This is a genomic window from Achromobacter sp. DMS1 (assembly GCF_001270295.1).
Window position 1 is genome coordinate 1 of sequence record NZ_LHSJ01000069.1, and the last position, 15,959, is coordinate 15,959.

At 69.0% G+C, this 15,959-nt stretch carries 18 protein-coding genes and 1 pseudogene; 5 read left to right on the top strand and 14 right to left on the bottom strand.

Features of this window, described 5'->3' with window-relative positions; all coding sequences use genetic code 11:
- Positions 1–117 (top strand): annotated as a pseudogene (locus AD428_RS26045) (methionyl-tRNA formyltransferase); the annotation flags it as partial.
- A gap of 26 nt (positions 118–143) precedes the next feature.
- On the opposite strand, the gene AD428_RS10115 reads toward AD428_RS26045, so the two are convergent.
- From AD428_RS10115 to AD428_RS10135, 5 genes are read right to left on the bottom strand one after another with little or no spacing between them, the layout of a single operon-like run.
- Positions 144–680 (bottom strand): class IV adenylate cyclase, encoded by a 537-nt coding sequence (locus tag AD428_RS10115; protein WP_053245081.1) that lies wholly within the window; start codon positions 678–680, stop codon positions 144–146.
- Between the two features lie 15 nt (positions 681–695).
- Entirely contained in the window at positions 696–1,322 is a 627-nt protein-coding gene (locus AD428_RS10120; RefSeq protein WP_053245082.1) for a pyridoxamine 5'-phosphate oxidase family protein, read from the bottom strand.
- A 12-nt stretch (positions 1,323–1,334) separates the two neighbouring features.
- Positions 1,335–1,961, bottom strand: coding sequence for an HAD-IA family hydrolase (locus AD428_RS10125; protein WP_053245095.1), 627 nt, complete (start codon positions 1,959–1,961; stop codon positions 1,335–1,337).
- 28 nt (positions 1,962–1,989) lie between these two features.
- Positions 1,990–2,556 (bottom strand): hypothetical protein, encoded by a 567-nt coding sequence (locus tag AD428_RS10130; protein ID WP_053245083.1) that lies wholly within the window; start codon positions 2,554–2,556, stop codon positions 1,990–1,992.
- 38 nt (positions 2,557–2,594) lie between these two features.
- Positions 2,595–3,182, bottom strand: a complete 588-nt coding sequence (locus AD428_RS10135) for a TIGR00730 family Rossman fold protein (protein ID WP_053245084.1) — start codon at positions 3,180–3,182, stop codon at positions 2,595–2,597.
- On the opposite strand from AD428_RS10135, the gene AD428_RS29420 reads away from it, so the two are divergent.
- On the top strand, positions 3,166–3,606 hold the full coding sequence (locus tag AD428_RS29420) for a hypothetical protein (RefSeq protein ID WP_369798731.1): 441 nt from the start codon (positions 3,166–3,168) through the stop codon (positions 3,604–3,606). The two genes, AD428_RS10135 and AD428_RS29420, sit on opposite strands and share 17 nt — an antisense overlap.
- On the opposite strand, the gene rimO is transcribed toward AD428_RS29420, so the two are convergent.
- The 7 genes from rimO to AD428_RS10170 form a co-directional block, all read right to left on the bottom strand.
- Positions 3,548–4,912, bottom strand: coding sequence for a 30S ribosomal protein S12 methylthiotransferase RimO (rimO, locus tag AD428_RS10140; protein ID WP_053245085.1), 1,365 nt, complete (start codon positions 4,910–4,912; stop codon positions 3,548–3,550). The two genes, AD428_RS29420 and rimO, sit on opposite strands and share 59 nt — an antisense overlap.
- A 79-nt stretch (positions 4,913–4,991) precedes the next feature.
- Entirely contained in the window at positions 4,992–5,705 is a 714-nt protein-coding gene (locus AD428_RS10145; protein ID WP_053245086.1) for a TonB-dependent receptor domain-containing protein, read from the bottom strand.
- A gap of 134 nt (positions 5,706–5,839) precedes the next feature.
- Positions 5,840–7,489 carry an MFS transporter gene (locus AD428_RS10150; protein ID WP_053245087.1) on the bottom strand — a complete coding sequence of 550 codons (1,650 nt, stop codon included), beginning with the start codon at positions 7,487–7,489 and terminating at the stop codon, positions 5,840–5,842.
- Complete coding sequence (locus AD428_RS10155; RefSeq protein WP_053245088.1) at positions 7,486–7,941, bottom strand: DoxX family protein; 456 nt, start codon at positions 7,939–7,941, stop codon at positions 7,486–7,488. Before AD428_RS10155 ends, AD428_RS10150 begins: the two co-directional genes overlap by 4 nt.
- Positions 7,942–7,965: 24 nt before the next feature.
- A complete protein-coding gene (locus AD428_RS10160; protein WP_053245089.1) occupies positions 7,966–9,858 on the bottom strand; it encodes an amidohydrolase in 1,893 nt (630 codons plus the stop codon).
- 43 nt (positions 9,859–9,901) lie between these two features.
- Positions 9,902–10,174: a XapX domain-containing protein gene (locus AD428_RS10165; protein WP_053245090.1), complete on the bottom strand. Its 273-nt coding sequence runs from the start codon at positions 10,172–10,174 to the stop codon at positions 9,902–9,904.
- Between the two features lie 35 nt (positions 10,175–10,209).
- On the bottom strand, positions 10,210–10,896 hold the full coding sequence (locus tag AD428_RS10170) for a hydrolase (protein WP_053245096.1): 687 nt from the start codon (positions 10,894–10,896) through the stop codon (positions 10,210–10,212).
- A gap of 197 nt (positions 10,897–11,093) precedes the next feature.
- Here AD428_RS10170 and AD428_RS10175 point away from each other — a divergent pair, with 197 nt between their 5' ends.
- Positions 11,094–12,050, top strand: coding sequence for a LysR family transcriptional regulator (locus AD428_RS10175; protein ID WP_053245091.1), 957 nt, complete (start codon positions 11,094–11,096; stop codon positions 12,048–12,050).
- 17 nt (positions 12,051–12,067) lie between these two features.
- On the opposite strand, the gene AD428_RS10180 is transcribed toward AD428_RS10175, so the two are convergent.
- Complete coding sequence (locus AD428_RS10180) at positions 12,068–13,006, bottom strand: LysR family transcriptional regulator (RefSeq protein ID WP_053245092.1); 939 nt, start codon at positions 13,004–13,006, stop codon at positions 12,068–12,070.
- Between the two features lie 151 nt (positions 13,007–13,157).
- On the opposite strand from AD428_RS10180, the gene AD428_RS10185 reads away from it, so the two are divergent.
- Together AD428_RS10185 and AD428_RS10190 are read left to right on the top strand one after the other, a co-directional pair.
- Complete coding sequence (locus tag AD428_RS10185; RefSeq protein WP_053245093.1) at positions 13,158–14,150, top strand: Bug family tripartite tricarboxylate transporter substrate binding protein; 993 nt, start codon at positions 13,158–13,160, stop codon at positions 14,148–14,150.
- An 18-nt stretch (positions 14,151–14,168) separates the two neighbouring features.
- Positions 14,169–15,596, top strand: a complete 1,428-nt coding sequence (locus AD428_RS10190) for an amidase (protein WP_053245094.1) — start codon at positions 14,169–14,171, stop codon at positions 15,594–15,596.
- Between the two features lie 64 nt (positions 15,597–15,660).
- Here the strand turns inward: AD428_RS10190 and AD428_RS10195 are convergent.
- The coding region (locus AD428_RS10195; RefSeq protein WP_160318563.1) for a LysE family translocator at positions 15,661–15,959 on the bottom strand (299 nt) is incomplete at its 5' end.

The following is a 15,959-nucleotide window of genomic DNA, read 5'->3' on the forward strand; positions in this document are numbered from 1 at the left end:
ACGGCGGAAGGCGTGGACATCGCCACCGCCGACGGCGTGCTGCGCCTGCTCGAATTGCAGAAGGCGGGCGGCAAGCGCCAGGCCGCGGACGTGTTCGTGCGCGGCTGGCAGCCTTAGCCAGCCCGCGCGCGGCCGGCGCGCCTTCAGGGCGCCGGGTCTTCCGTTTTGCCCGCCGCGGACAGCAGGTCCAGGTAGGCGCCCGCCACCAGATGGCCGGGCGCCACGCCCAGGCTGGCCATCAGGGTTCGCGCCTCGGCCATGCCGGCCTGTGTGCTCTCGCCGTCGCGCAGCACGACTTCCAGCTCCAGGAATTCGCCCAACCCTTCCACGCGGTCGAGGTGGATGCGCGTGCGGCCCGCCAGGAAAAGCAGGCGCGTCTTGCGCACGCGGCCGATGACGCCCCAGGCCAGTGTCAGCGTCTTGCGCAGCGTGTCCGGAGAGCGGGTGGGCGAGATCTCGTAGAAGCTCTCCTTGAGGGAGGGCGAGTCGTCGCGCCGGTAGAAGATGAGCTCGCCCGTGCCGTCGCCGAAGTCGCGCAGCTTCAGGCGGCCGTTGGGGCAGCGGAAGAAGGTGTCGTCCTGCCGGATGATGACGGGTTCGCGGCCCGACAGGGCCGCAGCCAGCGGCTCGATGGCGGCCAGGTCGGCCACCCGGGCCTTGATTTCCACATTGCGCGGCATGGCGGTGCTCCGGGATCAGTACAGCGAGCCGGCGAGACGGCCGGGCAGGTCGCGGTCGTAGGCCCGCCCGTCGAAAGTGCCGGCGGTGATGTCCGACAGGATGCGGCCCACGCTGGGCAGCGTATCGCGCGGCACCTGGGTGGCCGGATCCCACAGGCGCGAGCGCAGCAGGGCGCGCGAGCATTGGAAATACACGGTCTGCACGTCGATGATGAGCACCGAGCGCGCCGGCTTGCCGTCCATGGCGTAGCGCTCGAGCAGCGCCGGCTCCACGCTGATGCGGGCCACGCCGTTCACGCGCAGCGTCTCGCCCACGCCGGGCACCAGGAAGAGCAGCGCCACGCGCGGATCGGCCAGAATGTTGCGCAGGCTGTCCATGCGATTGTTGCCGCGGCGGTCGGGCAGCGCCAGCGTCTTCTCGTCCAGCACGTCCACGAAGCCGGCCGGATCGCCGCGTGGCGAGGCGTCCAGCCCGTCGGGGCCGGCGGTGGCCAGCACCGCGAAGGGCGCGGCTTCGATGAAGGCCCGGTAGTGCGGGTGCACGTGGTCCACTTCTTTTTTCAGCGAGGCTTCGCCGGGCTGGCCGTACAGGGCTTCGAGGGCGGCGGCGTCGGTGACCAGATAGGCGGGATCGGCGTGCATGGTGTCTCCGTGTCAGGCGAGCGCCGCGGGCAGGTCGGCGGCGGTGTAGAACACTTCGTCGGGCTGGCGTCCGCGCAGCGCATCGATGTGGTTATAGCCCCAGGCCACCGATCCCACGCGCACGCCGGCCTTGCGCGCCGCGTCGATGTCGCGCATTTCGTCGCCCACCAGCAGGAAGCGCGCGGGATCCGCGTCCTGTTGCCGGAGCAGGCGCTGGATCTTGGCCGCCTTGCCGAAAAGGTCGGTGCCGCACTCATAGGCGTCGAAGAGCGCCGAGGTCCGGCCGCCCAGCACGCGCTGCACGTTCTGCAGCGAATTGGAGCTCACCACGGCCAGCTTCAGGCCCGCCGCCTTCAGCCGTTGCAGCGCCTCCGGGATGCCGGGGAAAACCTGCACCGCAGGGTCGATGTCCTGCATCAGCGCGCGCACGTGCGCCATGATGGCCGGCAGCTTCCACAAGGGAATGCCGAGGTACTTGAGAATCTCGGCGGCCTCGCGATGGCGCAACTGCTCGCGTTCGGCGGCGTCGATCCTGCGAAAGCCGTACTTGTCGGCCACCGTATTGAGAATGGAGTTGAACCACGGCATGGTGTCGGCCAGGGTTCCGTCGAAATCGAACGCGGCGATGTCGTATTTCACGTCGGCCATCCGGGATGCGTTCGCCGGATCAGAGGCCCTGCGGATGCAGCAGGTAATGCACCACGGGCGCCAGCGCCTCGAGCGGCGGCGCGCTGTCGGCGGCGCGCCGCGCGGTGGTCCAGGGGTACTCCAGCCCCAGCAGCCAGCCGAAGACGGCCCCGGCGTCGCCCGCCGGCAGCGTCACCATGCTCTCGATGGTGATGACCAGCGAGCTGGCGCGATAGGGCTCGGGCTGGAACTCCCATTCGTACCGGCCGCAGCCCACCCGCGCGTCGCCCGTCGCCTTTTCGGTCATGCCGACCAGCCAGTCGCAGCTGTAGGCCGCGAGCCGCGCGCCGGGCTCCGGGCGCGACAGGTAGAAGGTATGGACGTTTTCGTAGGTCTGGCCGAACTTGCGCACCAGGGTGTCGGTAATGGCCGCCAGCCCGTGCGACTCCGGCGGAAAGGCGATGGCCTGCGTGCGCAGGGCCATGCGCAGCACCGCGTCGCTGGCGAACGCCCGCGTCATGTAGAGCGGGCGGTTCTCGTCCTTGGCGTGGAAGTAATCCCGCAGTACGGATTCGGTGGTGGCGTTGTGCATGAATACGTCTGACATGGCGCGGATTCCCCTCTTTGTCGTTTAGCAGGGCCGTTTCAGGCCTTGACCGGATCGAACCATTTGGAGATGTTGGGCGGCTCGTAGGCGGCGTAGCGGTCCAGCAGCAGGGCAGGGTCGTGCTCCACCACCAGCATGTCGCGATGCTGCGGGCGGATGAAAGCCTCTTCGACGGCGTGGTCCACGAACCGCACCAGCGCGTCGTAATAACCGGCGATATTGAGCAGGCCGCACGGCTTGCTGTGCATATTGAGCTGGGCCCAGGTCCAGACCTCGAAGAATTCCTCCAGCGTGCCCGACCCGCCCGGCAGGGCGACGAAGCCGTCGGCCTTTTCCATCATCAGGGCCTTGCGCTCGTGCATGGTCTGCACCAGGTGCAGTTCGGTCAGGCCCTTGTGGGCGTGTTCTTTCTTGAGCAGCAGTTCGGGGATCACGCCGATCACGCGGCCGCCGGCGGCCAGCACCTCGTTGGCCACCACGCCCATGATGCCCACCACCGAGCCGCCATAGACCAGCCCCAGGTCGCGCTTGACCAGCTCGCGCGCCAGCACGCGCGCCTGTTCGATGTACTCGGGGCGGCTGCCGGGGTTGGAGCCGCAATATACGCAGATGTTCTTCAGGGTCATGGAAAAAATCAGGGAGCCGCTGGTCCCGTTACAGATTGCGTCACAGGCGCTTGGGAAAGCCGATAGTGTACGCAAGGAACGCCGGCCCTTCATGGCGCGCCGCGGCACCGTGCGCAAGCTGCTCAACAAAGCGCTCGCCACGGATGTCGTCTGCGTGCTGCGCTACAAGCGCCATTACTTCAGCGCAGCCATTCCGAGTGCGTGGAAGGCAGGTCGCTCAAGGATCGGCGAACGGGAACCCACCACGCGCCGCCTGCTGGAGGAAATCCTGGCGGTGGAGGAAGAGCACGCCGACGATCTGTCCAGATTTCCTGGACGGCAACTGACGCGCGGAGGGCCCCCGGGCCGGGGCGCCGGGGCCGGTTTCAACGGGCGGCCGCGCCCAGGTCGTCGGCCCAGAGATCGTATTCGTCGGCGTCGGTGACGCGGGCGCGGACCAGGTCGCCAGGCTTGAGCGCGCGTTCGGCGCTCACGTAGACACAGCCGTCGATCTCGGGCGCGTCGGCGCTGCTGCGGCCCACCGCGCCGTCTTCGTCCACCTCGTCGATCAGCACCTCGATCTCGCGCCCGATCCGGGCCTGCAGCCGTTCGGCCGAAATGGCTTGCTGCTGCTCCATGAAGCGCTCCCAGCGCTCCTGCTTTACCTCGTCCGGCACGGGGTTGTCCAGCGCATTGGCCGGCGCGCCTTCCACGGGTGAATACTGGAAGCAGCCCACGCGGTCGAGCCGGGCTTCCCGCATCCAGTCGAGCAGGTACTGGAAGTCTTCCTCGGTCTCGCCCGGAAAGCCCACGATGAACGTGGAGCGGATGGTGAGATCGGGGCATTCCTCGCGCCAGCGCTTGATGCGCGCCAGCGTCTTGTCCTCGAAGGCCGGCCGCTTCATGGCCTTCAGGATGCGCGGGCTGGCGTGCTGGAACGGAATGTCCAGGTAGGGCAGCACCTTGCCCTGCGCCATGAGCGGAATCACCTCGTCCACGTGGGGATAGGGATACACGTAATGCAGGCGCGTCCAGACGCCGAGCTCGGACAAGGCCGTACAGAGCTCCGTCATGCGCGTGCGCACCGGACGGCCGTTCCAGAAGCCGCTGCGGTACTTGAGGTCCACGCCATAGGCGCTGGTGTCCTGCGAAATGACCAGCAGTTCCTTCACGCCCGCGCGCACCAGCCGCTCGGCCTCGTTCAGCACCTCGCCCACGGGCCGGCTGACCAGGTCGCCGCGCATGGACGGGATGATGCAGAAGCTGCAGCGGTGATTGCAGCCTTCGGAAATCTTGAGATAGGCGTAATGGCGCGGCGTGAGCTTCACGCCCTGCGGCGGCACCAGGTCCACGTAGGGGTTGTGGTCCTTGCGCGGCGGGGCGGCGTCGTGCACCGCGCGCACCACCTCTTCGTATTGCTGCGGCCCCGTCACCGCCAGCACGTTGGGATGCACGTCCCGGATGGCCGACTCTTCCACGCCCATGCAGCCGGTCACGATGACCTTGCCGTTCTCCGCCAGCGCCTCGCCGATCGCTTCCAGCGACTCCGCCTTGGCGCTGTCGATGAATCCACAGGTATTGACCACCACCACGTCGGCGTCGTCGTAGTCGGGCGTGACTTCGTAGCCCTCGGTGCGCAGCTGGGTCAGGATGCGTTCGGAATCGACCAGCGCCTTGGGGCATCCAAGACTGACGAATCCGACGCGCGGCACATGGGCTTCGGTTTGGGTAGGGGAGGCAGGGGTCTTCATAAGGCTTCCGTGCGGCTTTGCGAGTGCGGGCGCCGCCGCAGAAAATGGGGACGCCAAAGGTTCAAGCCAACCCGGCATTTTACCCTGCCGCGGCCGCGCCCTGCCTTGCGCGGGGCGTTCGCCCCTCGCCGGCGGCGGGCCCGCGCTTGCCGCCGGCACGGACCCGCCGCGGCGTCTTCCGACGCCAGAACAACGCCCGCAGCGTCAGTGCGGCGGTGCGGCCGTCGCCGTAGTAGACGCTGTTGTTGAAGCCCATGGTGCGGAAGTAGCGCTTGTCGAAGACGTTGTTGACGTTCAGGGTCAGCGGCATCATGGGCGTGATGTCGTAGCGCGCCATCAGGTCGGCGACCGCGTAGGGTTTCTGCACGATGCTGCGCGACTCGTCCACCCAGTAGCGGAGGTTCTCGGTCTTGCTCTGCCAGCGCAGGCCGCCGCCGACGGTGGGTTGATTCAGCGCGCCCGGGTTGTAGTCCACGTACTCGGCCACGTTCTTCTGGTTGGTGAGAAAGAGCGCGAGCGACGCGTTGAGGCGCTTGTCCAGGAATGCGCCCTTGATGCCGAGCTCGTAATTGTGTCCGTACGCGGGATCCAGGTTCTTGCCGTTGGCGTCGACGTAGGTCTGCGGCTTGGCGATCTGGCGCGCGCCGCCCTGGGCCATCCAGCGGGTGAACGATTCCTGCACCAGGTCTTCCGCATCGTCGCGGCAGCCCAGCTTGCGGCTCAACAGGCGCAGCAGGGGTGTCCGCCACCGCAGGTACGTCCGCACCAGGGTGGACTCATCCTCGGCGCTCATGGCTGCTCTGTGGGTAAAGCGCGCATGGAGGACGATGCGGGAGGGCGGCGGATTTAGAGAACGAGAACAGCCATCAATTTCGACTGCGATGTCCATGCCTTCCCTGGGCTGACCGCCGTCCGGCGAAGCGGCGGTCAGCCGGGGGAAGGCGGCGGAACGCCGTTCCTCCCGTTGCGGCCGCGCCGCCTGTCCGGGCGCTCGACGGCCAGCAGGTGCCTGACGACGGGCGGCGTGCCGCCCTGGTGGAATCGCAGCACCTCGGCCTGGATGTCGGCATCCGCCCGCGAGACGCGGTGATGCTGGCGCAGGTGCTCCGCCCACGATTCGATCTGGAACCACTCCACCATCAGCGTCGGGTCGGCGGAGTCTTCCGCGACGCCCCAGGCATAGGCGCCGTCGCGGCGCCGCTCGGCCGAGAGCCGATACAGCGCGTCAACGAAGCCGGCGCGGTCGCCGGCCGCGATCCGGTATTCGATCAGCACCGTCACGGGGCCGCGGTCGTGCTCGACCGGCGTCGCCGTCAGCGGCTCCGGCCAGTGGTTCGAGGGCACGAGGTCTGCCTCGCCCGCGGGCAGTTTGATGCGGTGCGCGGCCAGGCCCACCAGCGCCAGCGCGGCCGCGCCCGCCAGCAGCGCGCCGGGCACGCCGACGCCCTCGGCGACCGCGCCCCAGCCCAGGCTGCCGGCGGTCATGGCGCCATTGAAGACGGTGAGGTACACGGCCAGCGAGCGGCCCCGCACCCAGTTGGGCAGGATGGCCTGCGCCACCCCGTTCAGGGTGGTGAGCGCGGTGATCCAGGCCGCGCCCAGCACCAGCAGCGCGGCGGTGGCCAGCCACTTGGGCGGCGCGTAGGACAGCAGCGCCATGACCGCGGCGGTAACGAGCGCGGCGGCCAGCAACAGGCCGTCGGGGCTGAGCCACGCGCGCAGCCGGGGCAGCACGACCGCGCCGCCGATGGCTCCCAGGCCCACCGCTCCCAGCAACACGCCGTAAAAGCCCGGGCCGCCGTCGAGCAGGCTGCGCGCCACGAGCGGAAGCAGCGCCCAGACGGAACTGGCCAGCGCGAAGAACAGGAATGCCCGCGCCAGGACGACGTGCAGCTCCCGGCTCGCGCGCGCATAGCGCAGGCCGGCGCGGAAGGCGCCGCCGAATTGTTCCGAAAGCGCGTCCTGCCCGGCTGCCGGGCGGCGCCACCACAGCAGCGCGGCGATGACGAAAACGTAGGTGAGCACGTCCACCCCGTAGGCCACGGCGGCGCCCACGGCGGCCAGCAGCAGGCCGCCCAGGGCCGGGCCGACGGCGCGCGCGATGTTGATGCCCAGTGAATTGAGCGCGACCGCGCTCTTGAGGTCTTTTTTCTCGACCAGCTCGGGCACGATGGCTTGCCAGGTGGGCCCCATCAGCGCGGCCCCGATGCCGCCCAGGAATGTGAGCGCCACCAGCGAGGCCACAGATTGCAGCCCCAGGGCCGATAGCGCCATCAGACCGAGGCTGGTGCAGCCCAGCAGCACCTGTATGCCGACGAGAAACCGGCGGCGGTCGAGAATGTCGGCCAGCACCCCGGCCGGAATCGCCAGCAGGAAGACGGGCAGCGTGGCGGCCGCCTGCACCAGCGCGACCGCCGCCGGCGACGGCGACAGATCGGTCATCAGCCAGGCGCTGGCGACGTCGCGGATGAAGCTGCCGGTGTTGCCGATCACCGTGGCGATCCACAGCACGGCGAAGACGGTCTGGCGCAGCGGCGCGAAGCTGCTGGCCGCAGCGGGTGGCGCGTTCGGGTTCATGGCGGGTTTCTCTCTCGCAGGCTTTCTTGCAGGCTGGCCCAGGCGGCCAGCAGCAGGCCGCCGGCCAGGCCCAGGTGTTCGAAGAAGGCGTTGGCCATGGCGAAGCGCGCGGGGCCGTGCGGCAGTTCCCAGAAACGCAAGGCCAGAAACGTGGCCAGCACGGTGAAGACGGCCAGGCCCAGCGCGCCCAGCCAGCGCTGCCAGCCGATGAGCAGCAGGGCGCTGCCGCCCAGTTCCAGCGCGATCACCAGGGCGGCGAACACGGGAGCGGGGGTCAGCCCGAAATGGGCCATTTCAGCGACGGCGCCGGGAAAGTCCCCGAGCTTGGCCAGCCCGCCTTGCAGGTACGCGGCGCACAGGCCGAGATGGGCAAGGCGGCGCGCCGCCCTGCCGCCCAGCGCGCGACGGGCGAGTCCGGCCGGCCCGTGCGCGGAATCGGTTGGGGGGCGCATGGCCGCGGTTCCGCCGACTGCGCCTCAGACCGCCCAGCAGGAGCAGCCCAGCGCGCCGAAGAAGCCCTTGACGTCGGAGACGGGCGCCCGGGCGGCCCAGGCGCGGGCGTGGTCGTGGCCGTGCAGGCCGCAGGCGCTGGCGCAGCCGCAGGCCGCCAGGGCCTGGTAGCGCGGATACAGCGAGTTGCGGCCCGCGCCGTCCGGCTCGCCCCATGCGGCATAGCCCTTGAACAGGCGCGTGGGCGACCAGTCCGGCATGGCCGGCGGCGGGGGGGTGTCGTCCAGGCCGGCAAAAGCGCCATCGCCGTAGACGACGCGGCCGCCCACCACGGTGAGGTCGGAAGTCAGGAAGGAGATCTCGTCTTCGGCGACGGCGAAGTAGTCCTTGCTCGGCACGATGAAGTCGGCGAAATGGCCCGCTTCGATCCGGCCGCGCCGGCCTTCCTCGTTGGAGAACCAGGCGACGTTTTCGGTCCACATGCGCAGCGCCGTTTCGCGGTCCAGCCGATTGCGTTGCGGGTAAAGCCGCAGGCCGCCCAGCGTCTTGCCGGTGACCATCCAGGCCAGCGACACCCACGGGTTGTAGGACGCGACGCGCGTGGCGTCCGTGCCGGCGGATACCTGCACGCCTTTTTCCAGCATGCGCCGGATGGGCGGCGTGGCTTCGGCCGCCTCGGCGCCGTAGCGTTCGACGAAGTACTCGCCCTGGTAGGCCATGCGGTGCTGTACGGCGATGCCGCCGCCCAGCGCCGCCACGCGGTCGATGGAGCGCTCGGAAATGGTTTCGGCGTGGTCGAAGAACCAGTTCAGGCCCTGCAGCGGAATGTCGCGGTTCACTTTCTCGAAGACGTCGAGCGCGCGCGAGATGGTTTCGTCATAGGTGGCGTGCAGCCGCCACGGCCAACGGTTCTGGGCCAGGATGCGCACCACTTCCTCGAGCTCGCCTTCCATCTCCGGCGGCATGTCCGGGCGCGGCTGGCGGAAGTCTTCGAAATCGGCCGCGGAGAACACCAGCATTTCGCCCGCGCCGTTGTGGCGGAAGTAATCGTCGCCCTGCTTGTATTTGACGCTGGCGGTCCAGTCGAGGAAGTCCTGTTTTTCCTGCTTCGGCTTCTGCGTAAAGAGGTTGTAGGCCAGGCGCACCGTCATCAGGCCCTCGTCGGCCAGCTTCTGGATGACGGCATAGTCTTCGGGGTAGTTCTGGAAGCCGCCGCCCGCGTCGATGACTCCCGTCACGCCCAGGCGGTTCAGTTCGCGCATGAAGTGGCGGGTGGAATTGAGCTGGTACTCGAAAGGCAGCTTGGGGCCCTTGGCCAGGGTGGCATAGAGTATGGCGGCGTTGGGCTTGGCCAGCAGCAGCCCGGTGGAATTGCCCTGCGCGTCGCGCGTGATTTCGCCGCCCGCAGGCTCGGGCGTGTCTTTGGTGTATCCCACCGCGCGCAGCGCCGCCGCGTTCAGCAGCGCGCGGTCGTACAGGTGCAGCAGAAAGACCGGCGTGTCGGGCGCCACGGCATTGATCTCGTCCAGCGTGGGCAGCCGTTTTTCGACGAACTGGTGCTCCGTGAATCCGCCCACCACGCGCACCCATTGCGGGGCGGGCGTCGCCGCCACCTGCCGCCTGAGCATGTCCATGGCGTCGGCCAGCGAGCGCACGCCGTCCCAGCGCAGTTCGAGGTTGTAGTTCAGGCCGCCGCGCACCACGTGGGTGTGGTTGTCGAACAGGCCCGGCAGCACGCGCCGGCGCTGCAGGTCGACGACGCGGGTGGACGGGCCCGCCAGCGCCAGCACTTCCTCGTCGGAGCCGACGGCGAAGAACCTGCCGGACTCGATGGCGACCGCGCTGGCTTCGGGCCTGGCGCGGTCCAGCGTGGTGATCCGCGCGTTATGGAAAATGATGTCGGGGTGGGAAGCGGACACGATGAATACTCTCTGCGTGGTAGCGCGGGCGGGCGCGGCGGAATCAGGCCCGGTCCGCGCCGTCCGGGGCTTTGGCGGCATGGCGGCCCGGCAGCTCGCCCAGCACGTGTTCGGTGGCCCGGGTTTGCGAGCACGCGGAGGAAAAGCCGGCGCCCTTGAGCAGTTGCTTGCTCACCGGTATGACCTGTTCGCCCAGCAGGATGCCGAGCAGCCCGACCAGCGCCACCAGGGGCGGCGCCGGCGAGCGGACTTGCAGCAGGCTGTAGATGATGCCGACCAGCAGGCCGGCTCCCAGGGACAGTAGGTAGAGTTTCATCTTTCACCTCGGTGCGCAGCCTGCCGCGCAAGGCGTCACTTGGCGGGGTTGGGGCCGATGCGCTCGCCGTGCCGAACGCGCTCGGGGCCCTTGTGGACGTGCGTGACGGCATAGTCGATGCCCATGCCGTAGGCGCCGGAGTGTTCCTTGACGATGGCGGTGACGGCGTCATAGGTTTCCTTGCGGGCCCAGTCGCGCTGCCATTCCAGCATGACCTGCTGCCACGTCACGGGCACCGCGCCGGCCTGCGCCATGCGGTCCATCGCGTACTTGTGCGCGTCGGTCGAGGTGCCGCCGGAGGCGTCGGCCACCATGTAGATCTCGTAGCCGCCTTCCAGCATGGCGCACAGCGCGAAGGTCGTGTTGCACACTTCGGTCCAGAGGCCCGACACCACGACCTTCTTGCGGCCGTGCGCGGCCAGGGAATCGCGCACGTTCTGGTCGTCCCACGAGTTCATCGAGGTGCGTTCGAGAATCTTGTGGTCGGGGAACACGGCCAGCAGTTCGGGATAAGTATTGCCCGAGAAACTGTCGGTTTCAACGGTGGTGATGGTGGTGGGAATGTTGAAGACCTTGGCCGCCTTGGCCAGGCCCACCACGTTGTTCTTCAGGGTCTGACGGTCGATGGACTGCACGCCGAAAGCCATTTGCGGCTGCTGGTCGATGAAAATGATCTGGCTGTTCTGGGGCGTGAGGACTTCGAGGTATTTGTTGCTGGTCATGGCGATCACCTGCGGGCGGAGAAAAAAGAGGACGCGGAAGTATCCGCATGTGGCGCAACTAGTTTACGTTCGGGAAATTGCGTGGAGAATGCGAAAAACGGAATTCCATGTTTTCCGTTTTTTCGGGAATGCGGCGCGCCTGGATGCCAGAATGGCGTGCTAAAACGCCTGCCTTTTGCGGACTCGGGAAGCGCGCAATGAAGAAACTACCGGACCTGGAAGCCTGGGCGATTTTTGCCAAAGTCGCCGAAACCGGCTCTTTCGCCAAGACCGCGGCGGCATTTTCGCTGTCGCAGGCCACCGTCTCGAAAGCGGTCTCGAGACTGGAATCCCGCATGCAGACCATGCTCATCCACCGCACCTCGCGCCAGCTGTCGCTGACCGACGCGGGCTACGCCGCCATCGAGCGCGCCGCGCGCATCCTGGAAGAAGGCGAGGCGGTGGAGTCCGAGGTCACCGAGCAATCCGGCAGCCTGCGCGGCACCGTCCGGCTCGCCGCGCCCATGTCCTTCGGCGTTTCGCGCCTGGCGCCCATGCTGCCGGGCTTCATGCGCGCCCATCCCGAAGTCGGGCTGGAGATCGAATTCAACGACAAGCTGGTCGATGTCGTCTCCGAACGCTTCGACGCGGCTTTGCGCATCTCCTCGATGACCGATTCCAGCCTCCTGGCCCGCCGGCTGTGCTCGGTGCGCATCCTGCTCGTCGGCGCGCCCGCCTATTTCGCCCGCTACGGGCGGCCCACGCATCCGCGCGATCTCGTCCATCACCGCGCGCTGCGCTACATGTATTCGCGCCACGGGCCGAACTGGCGCTTTCGCCACCCGGTGCACGGCGACCATTCCCTGTCCATGCCCGCCTACCTGCACGTGAACAATGCGGAAGCGCTCGTGCCCGCCCTCAAGGCCGGCCTGGGCCTGGCGCTGCAACCTGAATTCCTGACCTGGAACGAGCTGCAGACAGGCGAATTGGAAACGGTCATGGACGACTGGCTGGTGGACCCGATCTCGCTGCACATCATCACGCCGCCGGGACGCCGCCGTCCGGCGCGGGTGCAGGCCCTCATCGAATACCTGGCCGGGCAGTTGTCCGGCGAGCCCTGGGCCAAGGAGGCGCCGGGCCATGAGGCGCTGGCGGCCGGTGCCGGCCTGCGGTGAGCGCCCCCCGGTGCGCTTCAGGGCGTCCGGCGCTGGCAGAAGTCCAGGAACCGCGCCAGCGAGGGCTGCCATTCGCGCGCGCGTTCCCAGGCAACCAGGGTGGGCGGGTTGTGCAGGCCGAGGTCGATCGGCAGGATCGCCGCATCCCCGGCATCGGCCAGCCGGCGCGCCGCCGCGACGGGCAGCATGACCAGGTAATCCGTGGCGCGCACGAATTCGTCGGTCAGCAGGAGGTCGCTCGCCTCGATGCCGCGGGGCGGCAGATCCAGATCGGCTCGCAGGAACAGTTCCGACAGCCTGGCGTGCATCATGGTGCCGGGCCGGGGCCTGCACCACGGCTGCCCGTGCAGGTCGCGCAGCGTGACGGCCGTCCGGGACGCCAGCGGCGACAGGCGGGCGTTGGCCACCACCACCAGCGGCTGCGGGGGCGCCAGGCGCAGGCGCCCCAGTTCCGGCGAAACCAGCTTGCTGTCGTCATAGCACACCAGCGCGTCCAGCCCGTCTTCACGGAGCAGGTCCGCCATGGCCTGGAATCCGCCGGTCTGCACGTTGAGCGCGATGCCGGGCTGGGCTTGGTTGAACGCATGGATGAGCGGCGCGAGGATGAGCTTGCCCATGTCGGTCGCCACGCCGACCCGCAGGCCGCCCTGGCTGCCCGAGCGCACCTCGGCGATGATCTCCGCCATCGAACGCGCCCGCGACACCAGCGCTTCCATGACGGGCAGCACCTGCGCGCCCATGGCCGTCGGCCGCCTGCCGTTGCCGGCGCGCTCGAACAGCCTGAAGCCCAGCTGCTCCTCCAGTTCCGCCAGGGTCTTCGAAACCGCGGATTCGCTGACGTTCGCGCGGCGGGCCACTTCCTTGGCGGTGGGCGCGTCCCGCAGGGCCAGGGCGATCTGCAGATGGCGCAGCTTGATCCGGGACGCCAGCGCTTCCACGGTCTTTGGGTTGACCATTTTCTCAACTGAACTGTAAAAAAATTCACTATACGGCAAGTCAAGCAGGGACGATCATGTCCCGATGCCGGAAGCTCGGTCCGGCTGGCGGCTGCGCAACGCGCCGACGGTCCCGCCGCCGCAACCTTGTCCATCAGACGGGAGAATCGCCTTGACCGCCAGACGCCGTATCCATGCCTGCGTGCTCGCCGCCGCCGCGGCCTTCTGGGTTTCGTCCGACGCCGCCGCCCAAGGCGCGGGCGAGCCCGCCAAAGTGGTGAAACTCGTGGTCGGCTATGCGGCCGGCGGCGCGGCCGATGCGGTGGCCCGGGCCTATGCGGAGCGCCTGCAGGCCGCCGGATTCGCCAACGTCATTGTCGAGAACCGGCCCGGCGCATCAGGGCGCCTGGGCCTGGACGCCGTGAAGAAAGCCAAGGCGGACGGGCTGACGCTCTACCTCGGCTCCTCGCCGATGTTCGTGATTTTTCCGCTGACCTACCGCAAGCTGGGTTACGACCCCGATCATGACCTGCGCCCCGTCGCCGTGGTGGCCGACGTGCCCACGGCAGCCGCGGCCGGGGCGAACCAGCCCTACGGCAACATGGCCGAGTACGTGAAATGGGCCAGACAGGCCCAGGGCAAGGCGAATCTCGGGTTGGCCACGCAGGGCAGCCCCGGCCAGCTCGGCACGATCGAACTGGGCAGGCAGAACGGCCTGCAGATCGAGCCGGTGGTGTACCGGGGCGCCGCGCCCATGCTGGTCGATGTGGTCGGCGGCGAGGTTTCCATGGGGTGGGACGCCGTGGCCAGCATGATGCCGCTCTACAGCGGCGGCAAGCTGAAGATCCTGGGCGTGGCCGGCGCCCGGCGCCTGCCCATGCTGCCGGACGTGCCCACGTTGCTGGAGCAGGGGTATCCGCAGTATGAGCACGCGTCGAGCTGGTACGCCGTCTATGCGCCGGCCGGCACGCCGGACGCGGCCGTCGGCGAGCTGGAGCAGGCATTCCTGGCCGCGGGCAAGGATCCGGCGCTGGTCGCCAAGCTGCAGGCCGGCGGCTTCCTGGTGGCGCCCCGGCCCGCCGCCGAGGCCGCGCGCCGCATGCGCGCCGAGCGCGAGCATTGGGCTCCCATCGTCAAGGAGGCCGGCATCGTCTTCGACGAATAGCCCGGCCGTCGAGCGCAAATGAGCGATTCCCTCTGGCAGTTGAGTGCCGTCGAAGCGGCGCGCCTGGTGCGCGGCAAGGCCCTGTCTCCCGTGGAACTGGTGCGCGCAGCCATCGAAAGGGCCGAACGCCTGCAGCCGGCCCTGAACTGTTTCATCACGCTGTGCCCGGAGCAGGCCCTCGAAGCGGCGCGCGCGGCCGAGCAGGCGCTCATGCGGGGGCAAGCGCCGGGCCTGCTGCACGGCCTGCCTTTCACGGTCAAGGACCTCGTGAATACCGCCGGCGTGCGCACCACATTCGGCGCCGTGCCCTTTCGCGACAACGTGCCGGCCGAAGACGCCGTGGCCGTGGCGCGGCTGCGCGGGCAGGGCGCGATACTGATCGGGAAGACCACCACGCCCGAGTTCGGCACCAAGTCCATGACGGACTCCCCGCTCTTCGGCCATACCCGCAATCCGTGGAGCCCGGACCGCACCTGCGGCGGTTCGAGCGGCGGCGCGGCGGCGGCGACGGCGGCGGGCGTCACCGCGCTGGCGGTCGCGACCGACGGCGGCGGCTCGACCCGGATTCCGGCCGCCTGTTGCGGCGTGGTCGGGTTCAAGCAGAGCATCGGGGCCATTCCCCACAGCCAGGCGCCCGACGCCATCGGCAACCAGACCTACGTCACGCCCACCACGCGGACCGTCGCGGACACCCGCCTGATGATGGCCGCCATGAGCGGGCCGCATCCCTGCGATCCCTGGTCGATGGGGGCGCCCAAGACCGACTACCTGGGGCAGGCGGAGTCGCCGGACACCCTGCGCGGAAAGCGCGTGCGCTATTGCGTCGCGCCGCCCGGCCGGCCGGTGGACGCCGACGTGCGGCGCGCCTTCGCGCTCGCGCTCGAGCGCCTGGCCGGCCTGGGCGCGCGCATCGAACCGTTTGACGGCGCCGGTTTCGACGTGGAGCCGGTCTGGCGTGTGATCAACCACACGGTATGGCGCGCGCGCTACCTGCCCCTGATCGCGCAGGCGCCCGACGCCTACAGCGCGTCGCTGCGCCGGCAGATCGAATCCGCGATGCAGTTCAGCGCGGTGCAGTACCAGGAGGCCATGTTTGCGCGCACGGCGCTCTACCGCAAGGTGCAGGCGCTGTTCGACGAGGCCGATCTGCTGGCCATGCCCACCCTGTCGCGGACCGCCGTGCCGCTGGGCACGGACATTTTCGATTCCATCGTCATCGACGGCCGCCAGTGCGCCGATATCCGCGGCCACTGGTATCCGTGGACCATGCTGTTCAACATGACCGGCAATCCGGCGATCAGCGTGCCCTGCGGGCTGGGACGGGACGGTATGCCCGTCGGGCTGCAGCTGGTCGGCCGCTGCCGCGCCGACCGGGAGCTGCTGCTGGCCGCCGAAGCGTTCGAGGGCGCCGGGCCGGGCTGGTCCTGGCCGCCGCAGCCGGAATAGCCTGCGCGGAACCGGGGCCGCGGCCAGGCCGCGGCTGGCGCGCCTGCGCGCTTTCTGTTTCTGTTCACGGGGCGTTGCGGCGGTAGAGCGCAAGCGTGGCGGCCAGGACGATCATGGCGCCGCCGCACAGGCGGTTCAGCCACCGCAGCCCGCCGGCGCGCAGCGCCCGCACCAGGCGCGCGCCCAGCGCCGCATAGGCCGTCATCACCGCGACGTTCAGGGCGGCCATGATGGCGGCCAGCGTGGCGTATTGCGCGAGCAGCGGCGCGCGCGGGTCGATGAACTGGGGCAGGAAGGCGGACATGAAGAGCAGCGCCTTGGGGTTGGTGATGGCCACCAGGAAGCTGCGCGACCCGAGGGCCA

Bases quoted from the DNA above. Each gene is read 5' to 3' on its own strand.
- rimO (WP_053245085.1), bottom strand. From the start codon at position 4,912: ATGAAGACCCCTGCCTCCCCTACCCAAACCGAAGCCCATGTGCCGCGC.
- AD428_RS10180 (WP_053245092.1), bottom strand. From the start codon at position 13,006: ATGGTCAACCCAAAGACCGTGGAAGCGCTGGCGTCCCGGATCAAGCTG.
- AD428_RS10120 (WP_053245082.1), bottom strand. From the start codon at position 1,322: ATGCACGCCGATCCCGCCTATCTGGTCACCGACGCCGCCGCCCTCGAA.
- AD428_RS10190 (WP_053245094.1), top strand. From the start codon at position 14,169: ATGAGCGATTCCCTCTGGCAGTTGAGTGCCGTCGAAGCGGCGCGCCTG.
- AD428_RS10155 (WP_053245088.1), bottom strand. From the start codon at position 7,941: ATGCGCCCCCCAACCGATTCCGCGCACGGGCCGGCCGGACTCGCCCGT.
- AD428_RS10150 (WP_053245087.1), bottom strand. From the start codon at position 7,489: ATGAACCCGAACGCGCCACCCGCTGCGGCCAGCAGCTTCGCGCCGCTG.
- AD428_RS10130 (WP_053245083.1), bottom strand. From the start codon at position 2,556: ATGTCAGACGTATTCATGCACAACGCCACCACCGAATCCGTACTGCGG.
- AD428_RS10135 (WP_053245084.1), bottom strand. From the start codon at position 3,182: ATGACCCTGAAGAACATCTGCGTATATTGCGGCTCCAACCCCGGCAGC.
- AD428_RS10170 (WP_053245096.1), bottom strand. From the start codon at position 10,896: ATGACCAGCAACAAATACCTCGAAGTCCTCACGCCCCAGAACAGCCAG.
- AD428_RS10115 (WP_053245081.1), bottom strand. From the start codon at position 680: ATGCCGCGCAATGTGGAAATCAAGGCCCGGGTGGCCGACCTGGCCGCC.
- AD428_RS29420 (WP_369798731.1), top strand. From the start codon at position 3,166: ATGTTCTTCAGGGTCATGGAAAAAATCAGGGAGCCGCTGGTCCCGTTA.
- AD428_RS10145 (WP_053245086.1), bottom strand. From the start codon at position 5,705: ATGAGCGCCGAGGATGAGTCCACCCTGGTGCGGACGTACCTGCGGTGG.
- AD428_RS10165 (WP_053245090.1), bottom strand. From the start codon at position 10,174: ATGAAACTCTACCTACTGTCCCTGGGAGCCGGCCTGCTGGTCGGCATC.
- AD428_RS10175 (WP_053245091.1), top strand. From the start codon at position 11,094: ATGAAGAAACTACCGGACCTGGAAGCCTGGGCGATTTTTGCCAAAGTC.